This is a genomic window from Paenibacillus sp. FW104-T2 (assembly GCF_058789975.1).
This window is the reverse complement of the sequence record NZ_JBYTCE010000002.1, coordinates 56,303-78,960: the sequence shown is the minus strand read 5'-3', so window position 1 is coordinate 78,960 and position 22,658 is coordinate 56,303. Positions and strand designations below refer to the sequence as shown.

Sequence of the window (22,658 nt, the reverse complement as noted above, 5' to 3'; positions counted from 1 at the left end):
AGATCAGTTTGTTTTGCTGCGCACTTCAAAGATTGCAAATTTCAAATAATGCCCTTCATCCACACCCAAAATTTGCGGGTGATCCTTGCCTGCAGCTTTCCATTCAATCAGGCGCAGTACCTTGCCCGCATCTTCAGCTGCATCCGCAATCGTTTCCAGGAAGAGATCGGGACGCATATGATACGAACAGCTCGCTGTGACCAAATACCCACCTTCATTCACAAGCTTCATGCCATGCAGGTTAATATCCTTGTATCCACGGCAGGCGCCTTTGACTGCTGATTTGGTTTTGGCAAAGGCAGGTGGGTCAAGAATGACCACATCAAATGTTTTCCCGCCGCCAGCTGCAAGCGCTTTGGAGGTATCCACTTTCTGTTCGGCAGCCCGCGCACGTACGGAACGCTCTTCTACTCCCTTGACCTGTTCACGTAAATACTGGAAGGCGTCAGCGACAACAAATTCTACCCGATCCGTAAAACCATTCAATTCTACATTGGTGCGGGCACTTTCAATAGCATGCTCTGAAATATCCAGGCATGTGACTTTTTTGGCTCCATATTTGCAAGCGTTCAACGTGAAGCTGCCCGTGTGCGAGAAGCACTCCAGAACAGTTGCCCCATCCCAATAGGGGAAGGTTACCACTTTACCACTTTTATTTACAGGCAGCAGCTGATGGCTGCCCTCTTGTTCCACTTCCTGCAACGTTATTCCGCTTTTATAGCCCCAGCCCTTCATAAGCGGTTCAATCGCCGCCCGATTCTCGCGCTGGTCGAAGAAATAGCCTGTTTTCTGGCCTTCCACGATATCCACTTTAATAAGCAAGCCATTCTCGGTTACCGTCACATGACGTGGGCACTCCCCGTACAGCGGTCCTTTGGTCTGCTCGAGTCCTTCCAGTTCCCGAATCGGCACATCACTGCGCTCATAGATTCCTTCCGGCTGCATCACTTCAATCAGAGCCTGTACGATGGCTTCACGGCAGCGATCCATTCCCAAGGTAAGCAGCTGTACAACAAGAACACTGCCAAAACGGTCCACGATCAGACCCGGCAAAAAATCAGCTTCTCCATAAACGAGGCGATAAGCCTCTCCATCCTGGATAAAACGTTCCCGGTGACGCAGGCAGTCGCTGAAGCGAGCGGCAAAAAAGGCGGTGTCCATCTGCTCAAACTCCAGCGGTTGATATGAAACGACTCTCACCGTAATCTGTGAAGCCGGGTTATAGTATCCTGTCGCCAGATAACGACCTTGATGATTCAATACGTTGACCAGATCTCCCGGTTCGGGGTTACCGTCAACCGAGGCAATTTCGTTGTTATATATCCATGGATGTGCATGTTCAAGCCGCTTTTTGCGACTGCGTTCCAGTGTAACCGATGGCAAGGTAAATCCACTTCCTTTGTAGTTAGTTAGTTGAAAAGATGGGTTTGGTGCAAATGGTGACCGCTGCGTGGACGGATTGGTCTCCCGATCGCTGTTATCCCCGGATTTTTTTTGATTCCCTTTTTACAAAGGGAAAATCCAGGGATAAACGCGAACGCTTCGCTTCTTCTGATCCAATTCCGTCCCCTCCGCTCCGTTTGCACGAATCACCGTATCTTTTGAATGGTGAGGTGAGTAGGTTAAGACAATCCTAAATTACGGAATTGAAAAATATATGTTGCTGCTACGGGACGGATTGGTCTTCAGATCGCTGTTATCCCCGGATTTTTGTGATTCCCTTTTACAAAGGGAAAATCCAGGGATAAACGCGAACGCTTCGCTTCCTCTGATCCAATTCCGTCCCCTCCGGCTCCGTTTGCATGAATCACCGTCTCTTTTGAATGGTGAGGTGAATAGGTTAAAACCCAATTCTAAATTACGAAAATGGCAAAGTACTTGTTGCCGCTACGGGACGGATTGGTGTTCCGATCCAATTCAGTTCGCACCAATAATTTCCGGCTGTCATGGTTGTCCTCTCTTATTCATAAGATGAGATAACGACTAGGCACGGAAGGAATGATGAAACGAGATGTTCAGAGATGTTGTGCTACCGCTCATATATGGGCTAATTATCTTTTTTGGTGGAATGAAACTGATGGAAACGGCCTTGCAGCGAATGGCTGGGCCAATGCTGGCCGGGTGGCTTAACCGAGCTACCTCAGCTCCATGGAAAGGCATGGCTTTCAGTGCAGGAGCCACGGCAATACTACAGAGCAGTACCGCCGTTACGGTGCTCACCATTGGTCTCGCGAATGCAAGATTAATTACCTATGGTCGCACACTAGGCATTATTCTGGGCACGAATATCGGTACATGTCTGACAACCGAGTTGATTGGGTTACAGATTGGACGTGCTGCCCTGCCCTTGCTAGTCATCTCGCTTACAGGTTGGGCTGTCTTTGTTGTTCTTAGTGAACGCAATCAAGCAGCCCCCGAACACACCCGAAGATTCCTAATCAACTCACAATACAGCTTTCTTGCAGCTGCCGGTTTTGCTTTGGTGATGACCGGCATTCAAGTCATGCAATCCATCGCCGTCCCCCTGCGCAGCATGGGCGTATTCCAGTGGTTTTTGGATCGCTCGGCTGACAGCCTGTGGTGGGGGTTTCTGGCTGGTGCCTGCCTTACGGCTCTCATTCATAGCAGCGCAGCGGTCATCAGCATGGCCATTACGCTGGCGGCTACTGGAGTGCTGCCTGTGGAGATTGGTATTGCCATTGTGATCGGGTCCAATGTCGGGACTTGTGTCACGGCTGTCATTGCAGCCGCCGGAGGAGCTTCCGCAGGCAAATTCGTTGCAGCCTCCCATGTTGTATTGAACATTGCCGGAGCCTTGATTTTTATGCCGCTGATCGGGTTGCTGCATGCAGCTTCAGCTTGGCTGTCAGCGGACTATGGGGCACAGATTGCGCATGCCCAGACCCTTTTTAACATCATCAGCTCACTGCTTGCATTACCCCTGTGCTATCTGCCGATCTGGCACAAAAAACCACCGGCCTCCGCTCCATCAGCGAAATCGCCCGCGGCATGATGCTTGGCTCCTCTACTTGGAAAAAAACCAAGCATCGCCGTACGGCAAAGCACTATACGTTAATGCCCAGCTTGTTCAGTGCCACGCGCAAAATGTTATCGTTGTTGTCGTAACCGTTCTGCTGCTGTCTTGACCAGGCCTCTTCTGGTGCGTACCAATCGACTCCCTTGATCTCTTCGATCTGCGGCTGCAGGTTTCCGCTCTCTGCTTCAACCAGATAATAGTGAACTTCCTTGTCTACCGGACCAAATTCAACGTGCTGATATGTGTAGGCAATGATATCGACAGGCTCCACAATTCGGCCGACCATGCCTGTCTCTTCCAAAATCTCGCGCAAGGCGGTTTCCTCTACCGTTTCCCCTGCTTCCATCTTGCCTTTGGCAAGTGTTGTTTTGCCATAACGATCAACAATAAGCTGAATTTGAAGACTGCCGTCTTCCCCTTTACGATAGACTACACCGCCTGCGGATATTTCCTTTTTGTTCATTCTGGTTTCCCCCGTTCACAGATATGTCTTGCCTTTAGTCGAAAAACAAGGACCTCATCTCCCCGGGTACGCTCCCCAAGGAAATGAAATCCTTGTTTTACTGACGCCTCGATTACATCGCTGCGGACTTCAGATTATCTTCCAGTACACGAACCAGCGTAGCCTGGCTTTCGTTTACACCCGCTTCGGTCACTTTGACGCGGCACACTTTACCGATCATGTCCGTAGAGCCATCGAATACGAGCTGAATGTAGTTATCGCTATAACCATGCAATTTCCCGCTGCCTTCACGGCCTTTGGCTTCACCTTCCGGAATGACATCCAGAACCTGACCTACAAATTTCTGTGCATAAGCCAGCTGCATTTGTTCAGACAGGTCGATCAGTTCATGCACACGGGCATTTTTGACTTCTTCATCCACCTGATCTTCCATTCGGGCAGCCGGTGTTCCTGTACGTTTGGAGTACGGGAATACGTGCATCTCCGAGAAACCAATTTTTTTCATCAATTCATAGCCGTTACGGAACATTTCGTCTGTCTCACCCGGGAAACCAACGATAACGTCTGTTGTAATAGCAACATCCGGCATTGCTTCACGAATACGAAGCATTTTGTTGTAAAATTCTTCGGTTGTATACTTGCGGCGCATCCGCTTCAATACGGTGTCATCGCCTGCTTGCAGCGGGATATGGAAGTGACGTACCAGCTTGTCCGAACGCTTAATGACATCCAGCATCCGATCATCGATCTGGCTCGCTTCAATGGAACTGATACGAATCCGTTCAAGGCCTTCCACTTTATCCAGATCCCACAGCAGATCAGTCAGATCGTAGTTTTCCATATCGTCACCATACCCGCCTGTGTGAATGCCTGTCAGGACAATTTCCTTATAACCGGCATGTACAAGCTGGTGAGCTTGCTGAACTATGCTGTTTGCTTCCCGGCTGCGGGAGAGCCCGCGTGACCATGGAATGATGCAGAACGTGCAGAAGTTGTTGCAACCGTCCTGAATTTTCAGGAATGCACGCGTACGATCCGCGAAGTCCGGCACATCCATCTCCTCAAACACACGAGTTTTCATAATGTTCCGTACGGCATTGACTGGCTGACGGGACTCCTGAATTTCGCGAACATAAGGTAAGATTTTATCCCGGTCCTGCGTTCCGATGACGAGATCCACTCCAGGAATGTCGAGAATCTCTGCTGGCGAAGTTTGGGCGTAACAGCCCGTAACTGCCACAATCGCATCCGGGTTGCGACGAATGGCACGACGGATGATTTGACGGCTCTTTTTGTCCCCGGTATTCGTTACCGTACATGTATTAATCAGATATACATCTGCTGTCTGTTCATCGAAGTCCACTTGTTCGTAACCTTCATTTTTGAACAATTGCCAGATCGCCTCTGTATCATAAAAGTTAACTTTGCAGCCCAAGGTGTAAAACGCCACGGATGGCATAATTACATTCCCCCCATTTCTCCGGATTCATATAAAACACAAGTCAGCGCTGCCATCCCTGCGGTCTCGGCACGTAATATTCGCTTGCCCAGACCAACGGATACCGCGCCTGCCTGATCAGCTTCCAGCGTTTCTCTTTCGGAGAACCCGCCTTCAGGTCCAACCACAATCAACACGTCTGCAGCCGCATCAGGTGCGAGCTGTTCAATAAACGGCTTCAGCGCATCGCGCAGCTGCTTGCCGTTCTCCTTTTCATAACAATAACATACCAAACTGTAGCCCTCAAAAGAAGACAGCAGCCCTTTCCAGGAAAGTGGCTGCTCGACGGATGGAATGCAATTCCGATGACTTTGTTCAGCGGCTTCCTTGGCAATTTTGCGCCACCGCTCCAACCGTTTGCCTTCTTTCTTGGCATCATATTGGACAATCGTCCGTTCCGAGAGGAAAGGTACAAAGGCTACCGCTCCGATTTCGGTACATCTCTGAATAACCGTCTCCATCTTGTCACCCTTCGGCAAGCTCTGGGCCACCGTTACGCGAATACGGGCTTCATGGTCCATTTTCAGAGATTCCACGATATTTGCCGTTACCTGGCCAGCTTCGATGCTCTCAATCTCCACCAAAGCCTCACGACTCTGTCCATCACTGACAATCAGTTTATCTCCAGGCTTGCCACGCATCACTTTACCGATATGGCGCGCATCATCTCCCAGAATGACAACAGAATGCTCTGTAAGCTGTTCTGCAGATACAAAATAACGCTGCATGGGTTTATCCACCTATTCTTTCCTGTTATGACTGGCATTCACCCTGCCGGGCGGCAGGCGTGAATCCAATCGCCACAGATGATCATACAACTTTTATGTCCTTCTGACCAGCATTTCAGTCCAAAAAGACTAGTGATATTATCGATATAATCCAATGATTCCTTTTGCCAAATTAACATACATATTCTGCGCTAATTCATATAATGGCTGAATTGTAGCGTTCTGCAGCGGAGGAATAATCAGAATTAATAGAAAAATAAAAATGGACCATTGTTCAACCCCTTGCAGTTTGCGACTAATCGAAGGTGGCAATACATCTTCAAGAATTCGGTAACCATCCAGTGGCGGCAATGGGATCAGGTTAAAGAGGAACAGGAAAAAGTTCGTCAGATTGAAAATGGAGAAGAACATGGAGATCGCCGTGAACAATCGTTCATTCTCAATCCCACCTAACGCCCCCGAACCTACAAGAGAAGCATAGATAACGGTTCCCACAATAGCCAAAAGCAAATTGCTAAGCGGTCCAGCAAACGACACAATAACTCCCATTAATCTAGGCTTATCAAAATTCGCACGATTGACCGGAACAGGACGTGCCCAACCGAACCCGGCAATCACAAGCAGCAGCACACCAAACAAATCAAAGTGTACTGCCGGATTAAGGGTGACCCGACCCAGCAGCTTGGCAGTCGGATCTCCAAATCTATTGGCAAAATACGCATGGGCAAACTCATGCACTGTGAAAGCAATTAGAATCGTCAGCAGGAAAAACGGGAGCTGATCAATGGGATAACGAAAGAACGAATTCAGAAAGTCCATTCGTTACCTCTTTCTGGCAACATAAGCCAGCCAGTCCTCATCACGGTGGACCGCACTAATTTCAAAGCCGGAAGCAACGAGTGCATCATGCACAACCTGCTCTTTGTTTTTCCAGATCCCTGAAGCAATATAGACACCGCCTGGTTCCAGTGCATTATATACATCATCAATAAACAGCATAATAATCTCGGCCAAAATATTGGCTACGATCACTTTCACAGGCAGCTGAACACCTAATGCAGGATCTTGGCTTCCAAGAACAGATAGGAGATCACTCTCTTTAACCGTAACTTGCTCCTCCAGGCCGTTCAGATGCACGTTCTCCTTCGCACTCGATACTGCAACCGGATCAAGATCCAGTGCCAGAACATGCTTTGCACCCAGCTGAATGGCACCGATCGCCAAAATACCTGAGCCCGTACCCACATCAATGACTTCCTCGCCGCCCTGAATTACCGTTTCCAGTGTCCGCAAGCATAGGGAGGTTGTCGGATGTGTACCTGTACCAAAAGCCATACCTGGATCCAGCTCGATGATCTTCTCTTCCGGACTTTCGGGTGTGTAGTCTTCCCATGTCGGTTTGATCGTCAAACGATCGGATACGCGAACCGGCTTGAAGTACTGTTTCCATGCGTTAGCCCAGTCATCTTCATCCACCGTACGAACCTCATACCGGATCTCACCCGCATCAATATCAAAATCGGAGAGCTGCTCAATTCTCGGGTTAACTTCTGCTTTAAGGGCTTCCATGTCCGTACCTTCCGAGAAATACCCTTTAATCACAGCCAAACCTTCTGGAATATCATTCAAAGGCAGCTCATACCACTGGCCATAAGACGTATCACGTTCTTTATTTAATGTGCCAGATTCTTCGATCGAGACCCCTCCAGCACCTGCTTCATGCAAAAAATTCGAGATCATTTCCACAGCTTCTTCTGTGGTATGTATTGTTAGTTCATGCCATAACATACTTGATTTTTCCTCCTCATTTTTCAAACATCCCAATCATTGTACTACACAAGGGAGCAGGAGCACAAAACCGTTCCTGAGATTTAAAGCAAAAAAACAGGACACCCGCAGCTAACTGCTCGGATATCCTGTTTCAAATTATGCTAAAAAAGGGAGAATCCTCAGCAAAAACGTCCACCATTCTGGGTAATCATCTCTGCCGCCTGAGGGAGATAGTCGCTTGGTAATGAAACGGTCAGTAGGATCTCTTGCCCAGAAGGAGCGGATGCACGTTGTTCTTTCATATCCGTGACCTCGCCATTGGACAACATCTCGGGTTCATCACTGATGAGTGCAAGCACATTCAGTTCGCCACTGAATCCCCCTGTTATAGCTGTAGGTGCTTCATCCATAGGCTCCTGCGGTTCTGTGTCTCTTGCAAGCGACTCGCTCGCAAGGCTCTCGATGCTCAACTGATTCGGATGCAGCAATGCCAGAGCCCTTCGTGCAGATTCGGCTTCCGACCAGCTGGTGAATACCGCCTCGATGGTTACAGCCGAGCGTTCTTCATTCATGAAGCTCCCGTCCCTGACGACGATCAGCCGCTTCACTGCGCCGGATTGCCTCTACATCATCATGGTCCGCAACCTCAGCACTGAATTCCACATCTTCGTTTTTAGCGGATTGCATCCGTTTCATCTTTTCCGTTTTTGTTAAAATCTTGCCTGGGCGTTCGTGTTCAGCCATCGTTATAATCCTCCCTCAAAATAAGTAAGTTAGTCCGCTTATTTCTAGATCATTCCACCAGCTTGTTCAATAATGGATAACGCTCGGTGATGAACCGCTTCGTCAACCACAACGGTTAACAATACATCTCTGCCGGTAGGACCTTCTTGCCCACCATCACTCATGCCACTTGCAGAGGGATCTGCTGCGGCCATGATTCCCGCTGTTGCATTCGTACCAAGCGCACCAGGTACCCATGATGAGAAGCTGCCTGAAACTCCTGGAGTATAGGAAGCGCCACTGGGTCCAATACCTGCGTAACGGCTGAAACGATTAATGGACAGGTCTTCCACACGCAAGGCTTCCAACTTTTTGGCTGCACCCTCGGCTTGCTCCGGACTATGAAAATAGGCCAAAATGTTTTTTTCGGTCATTCGATTCACCTACTTTCCAATATTGCGCATACAGTTATGCATGATCGTTCTCGCCTTGCTATCTTTCCGCAGTATTGCTCATATTATGCAGAAATCTCCCATGTGGGGCACCTATATGGGTAGCTACTGTCATGTAACGCAGGAGCAGCACTCAAGCTTGAATCTTATGTTTATGAAAAAAAGGACACCACGGCATAAATCGCTGTAGTGTCCTTCATATCTTATATATTGATGCTCAGTCTCCGCGGAAAGCCCGTTTCACCCGGTCAAAGAAGGATTGTTCATGTTCATGGGTTTGCTCTCCATCCAGTGCAGCGATTTGACGAAGCAGATCTTTCTGCTCATCATTCAGCTTGCTTGGTGTAACAACAACCACTTTTACATGTTGATCCCCTTGGCCCATGCCGCGCAGGCGTGGAACCCCTTTGCCTTTAAGACGGAAATACGTTCCGGTTTGTGTACCCGCTGGAATTTTTAACTTCACTTTTTCAGTCAACGTTGGAATCTCAATCTCGTCACCCAATGCTGCCTGAGCAAATGTAAGCGGAATTTCACAGTAGATATCATCGCCTTCACGCTCAAAGAAATCATGTGATTTCACACGAATGACGATATACAGGTCTCCTGCTGGTCCACCTCGCAGACCACCTTCACCTTCACCAGTCATGCGCAGTTGAGCGCCGTCATCCACACCCGCTGGGATGCGAACGTGAATTTTGCGCTGCTTGCGGACTTTACCACTACCGCTGCATGTTGTACATTTTTCTTCAATGATTTGACCAGAACCATTACAGTTCGAACAAGCACGACGATTGACCATGCGGCCAAATGGTGTATTTTGCACGACTTCCTGTTGACCGCTACCTTGGCAGACCGAACAAGTCTTCGGCTTCGTACCCGGTTTGGCACCTGAACCATGACATGTATCACAGCTTTCGGTACGCGGAATGGTAATGTCGGTTTCCTTGCCGAACACCGCTTCCTTGAATTCGATGGTCATGGTGTACTGCAGATCATTTCCCCGCTGCGGAGCATTCGGATCACGTCGTCCGCCGCCACCGCCAAAGAACATATCGAAGATGTCGCCAAATCCGCCGCCGCCGAAATCACCGCCACCGCCGAATCCACCCTGATTCGGATCGATATGACCATACTGATCATACTGAGCCCGCTTCTGGCTGTCGCTGACTACATCATAAGCTTCTTTTACTTCCTTAAACTTGGCTTCCGCATCTTCTGCCTTGTTTACGTCAGGGTGATACTGACGGGCAAGCTTACGGTAGGCCTTTTTGATTTCCTCGTCGCTTGCATTTTTGCCAACGCCGAGTACCTCATAATAATCTCGTTTTTCAGCCACTCTTCCACCCCCATAACATTCACCTTATCGCACATCGTGACAAAAGGAAAGTCAAAGCACGGAAGACCCGGCTATGACTTTCCCCTCGATCCGAACGTCACCGATGATTAATCCACGAAAAACCGTGAATTAGTTTTATTTTTTATCTTCATCCACGACTTCGTAATCAGCGTCTACGACGTTGTCACGTTTAGCGGAACCTTGTTGCTCTTCAGCACCTTGAGCTGCTTGCTCTTGTGCCTGTGCTTGCTCATACAGTTTAACAGACAGTTGTTGAACGATCTCTGTCAGTTCTTCTGTAGCTGCTTTGATATCTTCCAGGTTGTCGGAAGCCAGCACGCCTTGCAGTTTTTCTTTTGCAGCATTGGCTTTCTCAACTTCACCAGCATCTGCTTTTTCGCCAAGATCTTTGATCGTTTTGTCCACAGAGTAGATCAGTTGATCTGCGCTGTTTTTCGCTTCAACGAGCTCTTTGCGTTTTTTATCTTCTTCAGCGTGCAGCTCAGCATCTTTCATCATTTGTTCAACTTCAGCATCGCTCAGACCGCTAGAAGAAGTAATCGTGATTTTTTGTGTTTTGTTCGTACCTTTGTCTGTTGCAGATACGTTAACGATACCGTTGGCATCAATATCGAAGCTAACTTCGATTTGCGGAACACCACGTGGAGCCGGTGGAATATCTCCCAGCATGAAGCGTCCGAGCGTTTTGTTGCCAGCTGCCATTTCGCGTTCCCCTTGCAGGACATGGATCTCAACGCTTGGTTGGTTGTCTGCATATGTGGAAAACACTTGGGACTTGGATGTAGGGATCGTTGTGTTGCGCTCGATCATTTTGGTAAATACGCCACCTGCAGTTTCGATACCCAGGGACAGTGGAGTTACGTCGAGCAATACGACGTCTTTTACGTCACCTGTCAGTACGCCCGCTTGTACAGCTGCACCCAAAGCTACAACTTCATCCGGGTTAACGCCTTTGTGAGGCTCTTTACCAGTCAGTTTCTTGATCGCTTCCTGTACTGCAGGAATACGTGTGGAACCACCAACCAGAACGATTTTGTCGATATCATTAGCAGTCATGCCAGCATCGCTCAATGCACGGCGAGTTGGTTCAAGCGTACGCTCAACCAGACCAGCAGAGATTTCTTCGAATTTCGCACGGCTCAGGTTCAACTCCAAGTGCTGAGGAACGCCATCAGCTACAGTGATGAACGGCAGGGAAATCGTTGTAGTCAATACGCCGGAAAGCTCTTTTTTCGCTTTTTCCGCTGCATCTTTCAAACGTTGAACCGCTGCTTTATCTTTACTAAGGTCAATGCCTTGATCTTTTTTGAATTCACTTACGAGATAATCGATGATGACTTGGTCAAAGTCATCGCCACCCAGTTGGTTGTCACCACTAGTCGCTTTAACTTCGAAGAAGCCGTCACCCAGTTCAAGGATGGATACGTCGAATGTACCGCCACCCAAGTCATATACGAGAATCGTTTGGTCTTCCGATTTCTCCATACCGTATGCCAAAGCTGCTGCAGTTGGCTCGTTGACGATACGCAGAACTTCCAAACCTGCGATTTTACCTGCATCTTTGGTTGCTTGACGTTGGCTGTCATTGAAGTAAGCAGGCACCGTGATAACCGCTTGTGTTACCGTTTGGCCAAGGTAAGCTTCAGCATCGGATTTCAATTTTTGCAGGATGATGGCAGAGATCTCTTGTGGAGAATAATCTTTGCTATCGATTGTTTCTTTGTGGGAAGTACCCATGTGACGTTTGATCGAGATGATCGTACGATCCGGATTCGTGATCGCTTGGCGTTTAGCTGTTTCACCAACAACGCGCTCTCCATCTTTTTTGAAACCCACTACAGATGGGGTTGTACGTGCGCCTTCCGGGTTAGGGATAACGACAGCCTCGCCGCCCTCCATTACCGCTACGCAAGAGTTGGTTGTTCCTAAGTCAATACCGATTACTTTGCTCATCGGAAAATTTCCTCCCTCAACTATTTAAAATGGATCAGGCTGATCCTTATTTGCAGTTCTTCCTTATCGCGCTCTATGTGTGTATACCTTTATATTAAACCTCGTCACAGCTTACATACCCATGGAGCGAGGCTCATAATTCTGCAACCAAAATTATGAGCTGACTTTAACCATGGCAGGACGAAGTACTTTATCCTTCAGCATATAGCCTTTTTGGACTTCCTCTACAACGGTACCTTCTTCATACTCGTCGCTCTCCACTTGCATAATGGCTTGGTGGAATTCAGGATTAAACGGCTGTCCAACCGTATCCATTGCAGTCAGACCTTCATTATTCAGCACCGTTTCCAGCTGGCGGAAGATCATTTGGATGCCTTTGGAGAAAGATTCGGACTCCGTACCTTCCGGCACAGTAGCCATGGCACGTTCGAAGTTGTCAATAACCGGCACCAGTTCGGTGACCAACTTCATTGAAGCATACTTCGCCAGTTCCTCTTTTTCCTTTTGTGTACGGCGACGGAAGTTATCAAAATCAGCTTGAGCACGGACAAAGCGCTGCTGTGTTTCCTCAGCCTCTGCCTTCAAACGTGCGAGCTCATCTTGCCCCTGATCTGCTATCTCCTCTGCCTGCGCTTCTGCAGCTCCTGCTTCGTTAACAGGTTCCTGGCTCTCGGCCGCTGTCGTTTCCTGCTGTTCCTGTTCTTCTGCTGCGAATGATTGCTCCTCTTTCAAGATGTTCACCTCCTTATACTAATGAATTCGTTCAATCCCGTATCCTTATGGCTTGCGGCATAGTTCCTATTTGAAGCGATGCGTTAGCATAGCCGTTAAATCACGAGATAATGTATTTAAAATATGAATGACACGTGCATAATCCATCCGTGTGGGTCCCAGTATCCCGATTGATCCCAGAGCTTCTCCATCCAATGAATAGGATGCAGTAATCAAACTGCAGTTGGCGAAGGCTTCATGATCATTCTCGGTGCCGATACGCACCTGAATACCTGATCCACCCGGTACAGGCATCATTAATTTCATGAGTGTTGGTGTCTCATCCAGCAGGTCAAGAATATCTTTTACCTTTTCGACATCTTTAAATTCCGGTTGGGTTAACATATTCGTTGCACCACTAAGGAAAAGACGGTTATCATGTTCGTTGTCAAAAGCACTGTTCAGCACCTGCATAACTTCCTCGTAGCGTGAAATATGCCGTTCCATCTCTTGCCCCAGCTCGGTGTAGAGGCGGGATTTCAGCTTGTAAATTGGCACTCCAACCAGTTTGGCGTTAAGCAAGTTAACCACTTTCTCCATCTCGGCTACCGAGATCTCCGGAGGAATTTGAACAGTCTTATTCTCCACTTGACCCGTGTTAGTCACAATAATAGCCACGGCCGTATTTTCATTTAGCGGAAGCAGTTGAAAATGGCGCAGCGACGTGTGAAACACTTCGGGTCCAAGCAGGATTGAAGTATAATTGGTCATGTGGGACAAGATGACTGATGCATGCTGAATTACTTGCTCCATGACGTTCAATTTTTCGGCAAAGAATGATTTTAGGTCATCCAGCTCTTGCGGCTCCACCTGATTCCAGGGAACCAAATGATCGACATAATATCGATAGCCTTTATGCGAAGGGATACGGCCTGCCGAGGTATGAGGCTGTTCCAGAAAACCCATATCTTCGAGATCCGCCATTTCATTACGGATCGTAGCCGGACTGTATCCAACATCTCCCCTTTTGGAAATGCTTCGGGACCCTACGGGCTCAGCTGAACGGATATAGTCATCCACTATAGCGTTCAGAATCATACGTTGACGCTCTGTTAACATGGTGAGTATTCCCTCCTTCTGACTGTACCGTCCCATGTCGTTAGCACTCCGGTTAGATGAGTGCTAAGCGGTAATACAAAAATACCAAACTGACGTGAAGATTGTCAAGTCAGTTTGATGAGTGCACTCATCTATTTATAGTATAGACTATTCCTGGCCAGTCATAACAGTGTCAGTCACTTATTGCTATAAAAGAAAAGGACCCTGCTCAGACGAAATTTACATTCTTCCGAAGCATGTGGTCCTTCTTATTTTATGCAGATACATTCAATTCCTTCAGCACCGCGATCTCATCACAGCAGTCCTGCTTGCTGCAATGAACACAGTCTGTCCACACTTTTTCCGGGAATATCTCCTTGTTCACCACGGCAAAGCCATTTTTGAGGAAAAAGGAGACTTCATATGTCAGGGCCATGACCTTGGGGATTTGCTGCTTCTCAGCTTCCTCCACCAAACGGTCCAGCAGCAAGGAACCAATACCCATGCCTTTGTGTCCTTCAGAGATGCCAAGCGATCTGACTTCCACCAGATCATTACCGAGACGGCACAGCGAGCCGCAGCCCACCACCTCACCGTTTACTTCGGCTACAACAAAGTGTTCCAGCTGCCGGTGCAGTACTTCCCTTGATCGCGGAAGCATGATCCCACGTTCAGCATATCCCTTAATCATTTCAAACAATGGTTCAACATCTTCCGGCACGGCTTTTCTGCATATCGCCGACATCCCGCTCTCCTCCTATACAAGCTTTCCAGAGGAAAGCTGACTTCGTAGTTGTTATCCATAACACGCTCTGTAAAATCAATATGAATAAATATACAACAGAGTGTATGGAATTTCAAGCTACGAATTCAGCGATATCGAACCGATAAACTCGGCAAAAACGTCATTCCCGAACAGAATCCCCTGTTCACTGAGCCGGAAGCCGTCTGACGTCCGTTCAAGCAGTCCTGCATTCAGCATTTTGCCAAGCGGCTTAGCAAACACGTCTTCCATGGATTCTCCAAACTGTTCACTGAACCGCGAAGCAGATGCACCCTCCAGCATTCGAAGTCCAACCATTAGATAATCTTCCATGGCTTCCGCACGGCTGATCTCAAAATGGTCCAGGCGAGGCAGTCCTGCGCGGGAAGCTTCGACATAAGGATTTATACCTTTAATATTCATATGACGCTCACGGCCCACGTATCCATGCGCACCAGCTCCAAGACCATAATAGTCCTCATTACGCCAGTACGTAATGTTGTGTCTGCTCTCAAAACCGGGTTTGGCAAAGTTACTGATTTCGTATTGCCCATATCCAGCTTCTTTCATTCGCTTCATTAATAGAAGATACATCTGCAGCTCATCATCCTCATGAGGGAGCGGCAGTTGATTTTTTTGATACAACGTATGGAACAGCGTATTCTCTTCCACTTTCAAACTGTAAATGGAATAGTGAGGCAAACCCAGCTCAAGCGCTTTATCAATACTCTCATTCAGCATTTCCACGGTTTGATTAGGCAAGCCAAACATCAGGTCGATGGACAGATTAGTCAATCCTGCCTTGCGGGCATTCTCCAGACTGCGGTATACATCGTCCGTATTATGAATCCGTCCAATGCCTGTCAGCAGGTCATTTTGAAAAGCCTGTACGCCGAAGCTGACGCGGTTCACTCCGCCTTCTTTCATCACCGCAAGCTTCTCTGCATCTGTCGTCCCCGGGTTAGCTTCCATCGAAAATTCAATATCGTCCGCCCAATTCGGGAAATACGTTTTAACCGACCGCAGGAACACGGCCATTTCGTCCGGCTTCAGAGCCGTTGGTGTGCCACCGCCAACAAAAATGGTTTTGATCTCTCCTGGCGGATTGGCTTTGACGGTATGTTCCATCTCTCGCTCCAATGCCTCAAGGTACTGCATTACAGGCTGGTCCTTCAGTACATAGGAGTTAAAATCACAATAGAAGCATTTATTTGTGCAAAAGGGAATGTGAAGGTACACCGCTTGGGGTGCACCTGTTTTCCGGCTGTGTGCTGCCAATGTCATGGCAAGTCCCCCTCTATTTGAAAAAAGGAAAGCCATCCGGCTTCCCTTTCAGCTTGGTTTATTTAGTATTCTGTGCAACATGTCTTGCCATATAATTTAAATACACACACTCTGTGATATACCTCAAATTAAATTGTTTAACGCATTCTCTGATACGCAACGTATTGTTGTACCCAGAGATTGCGTTTTAGTCATCAATTTTCAGCACCGCCATGAACGCTTCCTGCGGTACCTCAACGTTACCGACCTGCTTCATCCGCTTCTTACCTTCCTTCTGCTTCTCCAGCAGTTTCCGTTTCCGCGAGATGTCACCGCCGTAACACTTGGCGAGTACGTTTTTACGCATGGCTTTTACGGTTTCACGTGCAACGACCTTTGTACCTACGGATGCCTGAATCGGCACCTCGAACATTTGCCGTGGAATCAGCTCGCGCAGCTTCTCACAGATAATGCGGCCGCGGTTGTATGCACGATCACGGTGAACGATGAAGGACAGGGCATCGACCTGTTCACCATTAAGCAGGATGTCCATCTTCACCAGATTGGACTGACGATAACCGGACAGTTCATAGTCAAAGGATGCATATCCTTTTGTACTTGATTTCAACTGATCGAAGAAATCATATACGATCTCGGACAACGGGATCTCATACGTAATGGTAACCCGAGTTGTATCGAGATATTCCATATTCACGTATTCACCGCGTTTGTTTTGACAAAGTTCCATAATGGTACCTACATAATCATTCGGTACGATAATGGAAGCTTTTACGTACGGTTCCTCAACATAATCAATTCTTCCCACCTCAGGATAGTTGGATGGGTTGTCGATATGCAGGACTTCACCATTAGTCAATGTGACGTGATAGATTACGCTTGGTGCCGTTGTAATCAGCGGAATGTTGAACTCGCGCTCAATCCGTTCCTGAATAACATCCATATGAAGCAACCCCAGGAATCCGCAGCGGAATCCAAATCCGAGTGCACTTGAAGTCTCCGGTTCGAAGCTGAGGGAAGCATCGTTCAGCTGCAATTTCTCCAGCGCTTCACGCAGATCCACATAATCGGAAGTCTCAATTGGGTAGAGACCGCAATAAACCATGGGATTGATTTTACGGTAACCCGGCAAAGGTTCCGGTGTTGGATTTTTCGCATCGGTTACGGTATCCCCGACTTGGGTGTCACCTACATGACGGATACCTGCAACGACGAAACCAACATCGCCGACGTTCAGCTCGTCCACAATGGTCATGCGGGGTTTGAACGCACCCACTTCAATAACCTCGAACGATTTTCCTGTTGCCATCATTTTGATTTTGGAACCCGACTTAATTTTGCCGTCAATGACACGGATATATACAATTACGCCTTTGTACGGGTCATAGTGCGAGTCAAAAATCAGCGCTTTCAGCGGTTGGTCAGGATCACCCTGCGGTGCAGGCACGCTCTGTACCACCTGCTCCAGGATTTCTTTGATCCCGATGCCTGCTTTGGCCGAAGCGAGTACCGCGTTGCTCGTGTCCAAACCAATGACATCTTCCACTTCCTGCTTCACCCGATCCGGATCTGCACTTGGAAGGTCGATTTTGTTGATGACTGGTAAGATCTCAAGATCATTGTCCAATGCCAGATACACGTTTGCCAGCGTCTGCGCTTCAATTCCCTGAGCCGCATCCACAACGAGAAGAGCGCCTTCACATGCAGCAAGACTGCGAGATACTTCATAAGTGAAGTCTACGTGTCCAGGCGTATCAATCAGATTGAGCAAATATTCTTCACCATCGTCGGCTTTGTAGTTCAGGGCAACAGCCTGCAGCTTGATCGTAATACCACGTTCGCGTTCAAGCTCCATTTGGTCCAGTACCTGCTCCTGCATTTCCCGAGTGGTGAGCGCACCTGTGTACTCCAAGATCCGGTCCGCAAGCGTTGATTTGCCGTGATCTATATGTGCAATAATTGAAAAGTTACGAATTTTACGTTGTCTTGCCCGAATGTCAGTCATTCCTTACCCCCAGAAACAGCCTAGTGTCAATCACTTTATTATAACAGTTGATGCAGGGTGCATCAATCCCGCGTTGTCTCAACTTTATAATAATCATCCCGTTTTGTGAATCTCCAGGGGTTTATTTTACCTATACCGAGCAGCTTTTTATTCAGCAACCCCGCTAAACAAGGAAACTACCCACTTAATACCATTGTGAGACAGATTTTGGAGCAGTCCGGCGGTTTTATCTGCAAGCACATCGACGGGGGCTTTGTTCTGTTCCGCGCCAAGCACCTGACTCGGCGTTTGTACAGGAACAATCGGTGTCTCTATTTTTTCCTGTTGCACGGGAACAGCAGTTTCCGATTCGGCAGCGGGTTCTGGTTCTGTTTTGACTACGGCTGGCACCTCTGGAATGTTACCTACCTGAAAGTTACTTCCTGCCAGCTGCATCCCCAGCAGAACCCCTAGTAACATGAGTACGATGACCGTTAGCATTTTTTTGCCGAATTTGGACACATGCTTCCCCTCCAATCAGGTTACATTTTGAAATAATTAACTACCCTGTGACTTGGTCCCCGTACTTGCTTTATCCACGTTCTGATCTTCCCAATATACTTCGGCAATCATGTCAGCAAGCACTTGTGAAGTCCGCTTGAGCTCAGCCCCTGTATTGTCGATCCCACCGATTTCAATCAAAATGCTGTTGGGCGAGAGGGTTTGATTGTACTCGCCATTATTGGCTCCGCCGCCATCCTTGCCCCAGACTCCTCTGGAGACACCAGGGTACTTTGCTTCAAGTTTCTTGTGTATTTTTGCAGCGAAAGCTTCATTTTGTTGCCAGTTCGGATTCTCATGCCCGATGATGAAATATACTTTGGCATATCCCTTCCCATCAATGGTTGTGGTTGTTTTGTTGTGACGCTGGGAATCCCGGTGAATATCAATGAGATAAGTCAAATCATCATTTTCGGCAAGGGCTGCCTTTACCGTCTGACGTGAATATTTATAGGAATAGTTCCAGTTATAATCCTTTACTTTAGTCGGGTAATCGTCCTTTGCATGCTCCACTCCAACACCAAGCTTTTGCAAACTGTCAGAAAGGTACGTCCCTACCTGAAAAACGTTACCTGTTGCTTTTCCGGAGGAAGGGTTATCACTCTTCGTGCCAAGCAGCGGATTGTATCCTTCACGGGGATGGGAATGATAGATCAGCACGGCTTTTTTACCCGTTGTAGCTTCACCTTCCTGACCACCGTTCTTCGGCGGCGGATCTTCTTTTACTTCTCCGCCCTCAGGCTCGTCCGTTTCGGAATTGTTCGGGTCATCCTGACCTGGTGGAATATGCAGTTCGCCACCTGTTTTGCCTCCTCCAGCTGATGCCGTATCCGTCAGCCCTGGTCCGGGTTGATAGTCTTCAGGTGCTTCGGCCTTCTCGTTTCCTGAACCCGGCCGGAGCAAAACCGGTTGATTGCTGCCCATGCCTGGCATCTCTCTTGCAATCAGGCTTTTGGGATCCTCTGGATTAACATTCGTAAGAAGTTGAAATACAAACGTAGTCAAGTTTTCGCCGGAGAATGCGGAAGTCTGCTCCTTCTGGGTCAGGTGGGGCATCTCCATGCCGAGCATATCCACAAAAAAGCGGCTGGATACGCTACTTGCGAAACCTTTCATGGAAGAAACCGGCGAGTTGTTCAACCTTTTCTCTGCCATGCCCCCCAGACCGAGTACAACAAAAAACAGAGCGGATATAATCATAAGCAGCAGCAGCGTACGGCCCATGGCCAGCACGTGCAGACATCTTTTTTTCCACTTTCCGATATTCCAGGCCAATATTTTGTTCATTCTTCTGTCTCCTTCCCTGCTGGACAACTCTTATACTTCAACTCTATGAGCCTGCAAGAATTGATAGAACAGAAAATAGAAATAGAAGAAAGACAAAAAAAGAAAGTCCGATAGATTCGGACTTTCTGCCTGTGATGGTTTACTGATTAATGAGTATACGCCGCAACGTTATCCGGATTCACTGCGTCATGCAGGGCAGCATTCAGGCCTGTCGCAATAACGTTGGCAATTCCCTCGATGAATTCATCGATTTCCTTTGGAGTAACAATCAAATCGTGTCCGAGTGGCTCCAACACCTCTTTCACCAAACTTAAACGATCCTGCTCACCGATATCGTCCAGCATGCCCATAATCTGCTTCGTTTGATCCGTCTCTTGACGGAAGTGTGCACTCATCATTTCAATGACATTATTTACTATAGTAGAAGCATAACACACGGTTGGTACACCAATGGCAATACATGGAACACCCATAATCTCTTTGGTAAGTCCGCGCCGTTTGTTGCCGATACCTGAACCAGGATGAATCCCGATATCAGCCACTTGAATGGTGGTGTTGACACGTTCAAGTGAACGAGAGGCCAGTGCATCAATGGCAATAATGGCATCCGGTTTGATCCGATCCACAATCCCCTGTACAATGTCGCTCGACTCAATTCCTGTAGTACCAAGCACACCAGGGGCGATGGCACTAACTTCACGATATCCTGGTGCCACCTGATCCGGTACCAATTCAAAGTACTGACGGGTTACCATCAAGTTCTCGACCACCAGTGGACCAAGCGAATCTGGAGTTACGTGCAAATTACCGAGACCTACAATAAGCACTTTGGATGTTTTGTTAACCCCAGCCTTGGTTAGAAAATCCTCCATCTCCCGCGTAAACTCCGCTGCCACGCGTTCCTGAAGTTCGGTGTCCCCGTTACGTAGTGACGGGACTTCCAGTGTGACGTAATGACCTTTGACACGTCCAATGGTCTTTGCGGCAGCATCGTTCAGCACATCAATCCGTGTGATGGTAATGCCGTCTTTTTCTTCTACGTCTTCCCGCAGCCCGGGAATCGTTTGTTTCTTTGAACCCTGAGCCATCTCCTTTGAGTCGATTGCCAAGTCAGTGCGAACGGTATAGTTCTGTAAATCAAGCGTCATCTGTTCCTGCCTCCCTTACCGCATTTGAGCATATTGTGTGGGGAAAAGGGGTTCTTTATGCAATGCCTAGAACACTATAGGAATATTTGTTGCATTTTACATGCTAGCGTGCTAGAATATTTTAAGTTGTGAAACGTTTGTATTCATGCGAATGCCTTACAGGAGGTGAATGTAATGCCAAACATCAAATCCGCTGTTAAACGCGTAAAAACGAGCGACAAGCGCCGCGCACTCAACGCTTCCCAGAAATCTGCACTCCGTACAGCTGTTAAAGCTGCTGATGCTGCTCTGGTAAGCAACGAAGTTGATACTGCAAAAGCTGCGATTCAAGCTGCTTCTAAAAAGCTGGACAAGGCTGTAACTAAAGGTCTGGTTCATAAAAATGCTGCAGCACGCAAAAAGTCTCGCTTGGCGAAAAAACTGAACGCTCTTTCCGCACAAGCGTAAGAAGCGTTACTTATACGATCCAATGGAAAAATCCTGAACAGCACCGTGCTTTCAGGATTTTTTAGTATCTGGTCTAATAAGTATATGAATAAAGAACCCGTATCCGGTGATCTATCCGGATACGGGTTCTTTTATTGCGAATCAATTTGATCTTACGATGCAGTCATTATGCCCCAAGTCTAAGCAAGAACAACTCCAAACCAAGCACCTTATCGACTGCACCTGTCTTCATCTGGTAATCCAGCTCACTAAGATGACTCAGAATGTTTCTGAGCCGTTCCGGTTGAAACTTGCGAGCCTGCTCTCCGGCAATTTTAACGGCATATGGATGCAAACCAAGCTGGCTGGCAATTTGCTGCTGCGAATAACTTTGCTGCCCAAGCTCTTTTACTTGTATCATGATTCGGAACTGACGAGCGATCAGGGCTGCAATTTTAATGGGCTCTTCACGCTGTTTCAGCAGTTCATAGAACAGTCCCAGCGCTTTCTCCAGACGCAAATTGGCTAGTTCCTCCACCAAGGCAAATACATTCTGCTCCGTACTGCGCGCTACCAACGACTCAATGTCCGCACGGCGGATGGTTCCTCCGTTACCCGCGTACAGACACAGCTTGTCTACTTCAGCAGACAGAGTCTGCAAACCTGTCCCTGCATAACTCACAAGTGTATCGGCAGCCCCTGCTTCAAAGGACACATCCCGCTGCTTCGCAAGCTTCACGATCCAATTCAGTAGTTCTTCTCCGCTCAGTGGAGCGAAAGCCAGAACAACTGCCTGTTTTTTAACTGCCTTTACCAACTTCTTACGCTCATCCAATTTGTCCCCCTGTGCAAGGAAAACAATGGTACTGTAATCAGCCGGATTATCCATATAGGTAAGCAGACGATCCACCTGGTGATCAATTTTGGACTCTTTACCTGCCGTAAACAAGCTCGCATCCCTTACAATAATTAATTTCCGAGGAACCAAAAAGGGAACCGTCTCCGCTTCCTCAATAACCACCTCTACAGGTGTTTCGGACAGATCATACGGAATAATCGCAAAATCCCGATGCTCTTCCTCAATAACCTGTTCTTTTAACATCTCCGTAAATTGCTGTATCTGGTATTTCTCCGTTCCGTACAGCACATATATCGGAGCCGTCTCCCCACTCCGTATCGCCTTTGTTGCACTTTTCACATCCATCACGGTGCCCCCTATCCCTACTATCCTACCAGAAAACTGGACAGACAACAAAGGGGCCTTCATCCTTAATAACGAATGAAGGCCCCCTGGTCCTACATCTATATAAACGAGGACACCAGCGATTCTAGAAATGGCTGGGCCCCGGTCATACGACGTCAGTTGTTACAACTGAGATAGGACGTTATTGATACGTTCAGTATATTCTTGCCAA

22 protein-coding genes are annotated in these 22,658 nt (G+C 47.9%); 2 read left to right on the top strand and 20 right to left on the bottom strand.

Annotation, left to right across the window (positions count from 1 at the left end; genetic code table 11):
• Window positions 1-3: 3 nt before the first annotated feature.
• On the bottom strand, window positions 4-1,383 hold the full coding sequence (locus AC3WQ3_RS03120; protein ID WP_154895106.1) for a class I SAM-dependent rRNA methyltransferase: 1,380 nt from the start codon (window positions 1,381-1,383) through the stop codon (window positions 4-6).
• Window positions 1,384-2,011: 628 nt separating this feature from the next.
• Between AC3WQ3_RS03120 and AC3WQ3_RS03115 the strand changes: the two genes are divergently transcribed.
• On the top strand, window positions 2,012-3,013 hold the full coding sequence (locus tag AC3WQ3_RS03115) for a Na/Pi cotransporter family protein (protein WP_492471443.1): 1,002 nt from the start codon (window positions 2,012-2,014) through the stop codon (window positions 3,011-3,013).
• Window positions 3,014-3,065: 52 nt separating this feature from the next.
• Here AC3WQ3_RS03115 and AC3WQ3_RS03110 read toward each other — a convergent pair whose 3' ends face one another.
• The 18 genes from AC3WQ3_RS03110 to gpr form a co-directional block, all read right to left on the bottom strand.
• Window positions 3,066-3,500: an NUDIX hydrolase gene (locus tag AC3WQ3_RS03110; RefSeq protein WP_127537744.1), complete on the bottom strand. Its 435-nt coding sequence runs from the start codon at window positions 3,498-3,500 to the stop codon at window positions 3,066-3,068.
• 112 nt (window positions 3,501-3,612) lie between these two features.
• A complete protein-coding gene (mtaB, locus tag AC3WQ3_RS03105; protein ID WP_127537743.1) occupies window positions 3,613-4,959 on the bottom strand; it encodes a tRNA (N(6)-L-threonylcarbamoyladenosine(37)-C(2))-methylthiotransferase MtaB in 1,347 nt (448 codons plus the stop codon).
• Window positions 4,960-4,961: 2 nt separating this feature from the next.
• Window positions 4,962-5,726, bottom strand: coding sequence for an RsmE family RNA methyltransferase (locus AC3WQ3_RS03100; RefSeq protein WP_492471442.1), 765 nt, complete (start codon window positions 5,724-5,726; stop codon window positions 4,962-4,964).
• 138 nt (window positions 5,727-5,864) lie between these two features.
• Window positions 5,865-6,545: a site-2 protease family protein gene (locus AC3WQ3_RS03095; RefSeq protein ID WP_492471441.1), complete on the bottom strand. Its 681-nt coding sequence runs from the start codon at window positions 6,543-6,545 to the stop codon at window positions 5,865-5,867.
• Window positions 6,546-6,548: 3 nt separating this feature from the next.
• Window positions 6,549-7,514: a 50S ribosomal protein L11 methyltransferase gene (gene prmA / locus AC3WQ3_RS03090; protein ID WP_492471440.1), complete on the bottom strand. Its 966-nt coding sequence runs from the start codon at window positions 7,512-7,514 to the stop codon at window positions 6,549-6,551.
• A gap of 161 nt (window positions 7,515-7,675) precedes the next feature.
• The gene (locus AC3WQ3_RS03085; RefSeq protein WP_492471439.1) at window positions 7,676-8,068 is read right to left on the bottom strand and encodes a hypothetical protein; all 393 of its coding nucleotides are present in this window, start codon (window positions 8,066-8,068) and stop codon (window positions 7,676-7,678) included.
• A complete protein-coding gene (locus AC3WQ3_RS03080) occupies window positions 8,061-8,240 on the bottom strand; it encodes a YfhD family protein (RefSeq protein WP_110821281.1) in 180 nt (59 codons plus the stop codon). The genes AC3WQ3_RS03085 and AC3WQ3_RS03080 overlap by 8 nt, the downstream gene beginning before the upstream one ends.
• 44 nt (window positions 8,241-8,284) lie before the next feature.
• Window positions 8,285-8,653, bottom strand: coding sequence for a hypothetical protein (locus tag AC3WQ3_RS03075; RefSeq protein ID WP_095359515.1), 369 nt, complete (start codon window positions 8,651-8,653; stop codon window positions 8,285-8,287).
• Between the two features lie 235 nt (window positions 8,654-8,888).
• Window positions 8,889-10,010 carry a molecular chaperone DnaJ gene (gene dnaJ / locus AC3WQ3_RS03070; protein ID WP_239299801.1) on the bottom strand — a complete coding sequence of 374 codons (1,122 nt, stop codon included), beginning with the start codon at window positions 10,008-10,010 and terminating at the stop codon, window positions 8,889-8,891.
• A gap of 135 nt (window positions 10,011-10,145) precedes the next feature.
• Window positions 10,146-11,984: a molecular chaperone DnaK gene (gene dnaK, locus AC3WQ3_RS03065; RefSeq protein ID WP_095289845.1), complete on the bottom strand. Its 1,839-nt coding sequence runs from the start codon at window positions 11,982-11,984 to the stop codon at window positions 10,146-10,148.
• A 153-nt stretch (window positions 11,985-12,137) separates the two neighbouring features.
• Complete coding sequence (gene grpE, locus AC3WQ3_RS03060; RefSeq protein WP_336780532.1) at window positions 12,138-12,716, bottom strand: nucleotide exchange factor GrpE; 579 nt, start codon at window positions 12,714-12,716, stop codon at window positions 12,138-12,140.
• A 66-nt stretch (window positions 12,717-12,782) separates the two neighbouring features.
• A complete protein-coding gene (gene hrcA, locus AC3WQ3_RS03055; RefSeq protein WP_095289841.1) occupies window positions 12,783-13,814 on the bottom strand; it encodes a heat-inducible transcriptional repressor HrcA in 1,032 nt (343 codons plus the stop codon).
• Window positions 13,815-14,067: 253 nt separating this feature from the next.
• Window positions 14,068-14,538, bottom strand: coding sequence for an N-acetyltransferase (locus AC3WQ3_RS03050; RefSeq protein ID WP_095289839.1), 471 nt, complete (start codon window positions 14,536-14,538; stop codon window positions 14,068-14,070).
• A gap of 117 nt (window positions 14,539-14,655) precedes the next feature.
• On the bottom strand, window positions 14,656-15,840 hold the full coding sequence (gene hemW, locus AC3WQ3_RS03045) for a radical SAM family heme chaperone HemW (protein WP_095289838.1): 1,185 nt from the start codon (window positions 15,838-15,840) through the stop codon (window positions 14,656-14,658).
• A gap of 187 nt (window positions 15,841-16,027) precedes the next feature.
• Window positions 16,028-17,842, bottom strand: coding sequence for a translation elongation factor 4 (gene lepA / locus AC3WQ3_RS03040; RefSeq protein WP_095289836.1), 1,815 nt, complete (start codon window positions 17,840-17,842; stop codon window positions 16,028-16,030).
• 147 nt (window positions 17,843-17,989) lie between these two features.
• The gene (locus tag AC3WQ3_RS03035; RefSeq protein ID WP_154895100.1) at window positions 17,990-18,343 is read right to left on the bottom strand and encodes a DUF3679 domain-containing protein; all 354 of its coding nucleotides are present in this window, start codon (window positions 18,341-18,343) and stop codon (window positions 17,990-17,992) included.
• A 36-nt stretch (window positions 18,344-18,379) separates the two neighbouring features.
• Window positions 18,380-19,669, bottom strand: a complete 1,290-nt coding sequence (locus tag AC3WQ3_RS03030) for a stage II sporulation protein P (protein ID WP_492471438.1) — start codon at window positions 19,667-19,669, stop codon at window positions 18,380-18,382.
• A gap of 146 nt (window positions 19,670-19,815) precedes the next feature.
• The gene (gene gpr / locus AC3WQ3_RS03025; RefSeq protein WP_492471437.1) at window positions 19,816-20,817 is read right to left on the bottom strand and encodes a GPR endopeptidase; all 1,002 of its coding nucleotides are present in this window, start codon (window positions 20,815-20,817) and stop codon (window positions 19,816-19,818) included.
• A 174-nt stretch (window positions 20,818-20,991) separates the two neighbouring features.
• Between gpr and rpsT the strand changes: the two genes are divergently transcribed.
• On the top strand, window positions 20,992-21,264 hold the full coding sequence (gene rpsT / locus AC3WQ3_RS03020; protein WP_024628504.1) for a 30S ribosomal protein S20: 273 nt from the start codon (window positions 20,992-20,994) through the stop codon (window positions 21,262-21,264).
• 166 nt (window positions 21,265-21,430) lie between these two features.
• On the opposite strand, the gene holA is transcribed toward rpsT, so the two are convergent.
• Window positions 21,431-22,447, bottom strand: coding sequence for a DNA polymerase III subunit delta (gene holA, locus AC3WQ3_RS03015; protein WP_154895098.1), 1,017 nt, complete (start codon window positions 22,445-22,447; stop codon window positions 21,431-21,433).
• Window positions 22,448-22,658 lie beyond the last annotated feature (211 nt).

Excerpts from the sequence above, each read along its gene's own strand:
- rpsT (WP_024628504.1), top strand. The coding sequence starts at position 20,992 with ATGCCAAACATCAAATCCGCTGTTAAACGCGTAAAAACGAGCGACAAG.
- AC3WQ3_RS03080 (WP_110821281.1), bottom strand. The coding sequence starts at position 8,240 with ATGGCTGAACACGAACGCCCAGGCAAGATTTTAACAAAAACGGAAAAG.
- lepA (WP_095289836.1), bottom strand. The coding sequence starts at position 17,842 with ATGACTGACATTCGGGCAAGACAACGTAAAATTCGTAACTTTTCAATT.
- AC3WQ3_RS03050 (WP_095289839.1), bottom strand. The coding sequence starts at position 14,538 with ATGTCGGCGATATGCAGAAAAGCCGTGCCGGAAGATGTTGAACCATTG.
- hemW (WP_095289838.1), bottom strand. The coding sequence starts at position 15,840 with ATGACATTGGCAGCACACAGCCGGAAAACAGGTGCACCCCAAGCGGTG.
- AC3WQ3_RS03095 (WP_492471441.1), bottom strand. The coding sequence starts at position 6,545 with ATGGACTTTCTGAATTCGTTCTTTCGTTATCCCATTGATCAGCTCCCG.
- AC3WQ3_RS03085 (WP_492471439.1), bottom strand. The coding sequence starts at position 8,068 with ATGAATGAAGAACGCTCGGCTGTAACCATCGAGGCGGTATTCACCAGC.
- AC3WQ3_RS03100 (WP_492471442.1), bottom strand. The coding sequence starts at position 5,726 with ATGCAGCGTTATTTTGTATCTGCAGAACAGCTTACAGAGCATTCTGTT.
- prmA (WP_492471440.1), bottom strand. The coding sequence starts at position 7,514 with ATGTTATGGCATGAACTAACAATACATACCACAGAAGAAGCTGTGGAA.
- AC3WQ3_RS03115 (WP_492471443.1), top strand. The coding sequence starts at position 2,012 with ATGTTCAGAGATGTTGTGCTACCGCTCATATATGGGCTAATTATCTTT.
- AC3WQ3_RS03110 (WP_127537744.1), bottom strand. The coding sequence starts at position 3,500 with ATGAACAAAAAGGAAATATCCGCAGGCGGTGTAGTCTATCGTAAAGGG.
- holA (WP_154895098.1), bottom strand. The coding sequence starts at position 22,447 with ATGGATGTGAAAAGTGCAACAAAGGCGATACGGAGTGGGGAGACGGCT.
- mtaB (WP_127537743.1), bottom strand. The coding sequence starts at position 4,959 with ATGCCATCCGTGGCGTTTTACACCTTGGGCTGCAAAGTTAACTTTTAT.
- dnaK (WP_095289845.1), bottom strand. The coding sequence starts at position 11,984 with ATGAGCAAAGTAATCGGTATTGACTTAGGAACAACCAACTCTTGCGTA.
- hrcA (WP_095289841.1), bottom strand. The coding sequence starts at position 13,814 with ATGTTAACAGAGCGTCAACGTATGATTCTGAACGCTATAGTGGATGAC.
- AC3WQ3_RS03030 (WP_492471438.1), bottom strand. The coding sequence starts at position 19,669 with ATGAACAAAATATTGGCCTGGAATATCGGAAAGTGGAAAAAAAGATGT.
- gpr (WP_492471437.1), bottom strand. The coding sequence starts at position 20,817 with ATGACGCTTGATTTACAGAACTATACCGTTCGCACTGACTTGGCAATC.
- AC3WQ3_RS03075 (WP_095359515.1), bottom strand. The coding sequence starts at position 8,653 with ATGACCGAAAAAAACATTTTGGCCTATTTTCATAGTCCGGAGCAAGCC.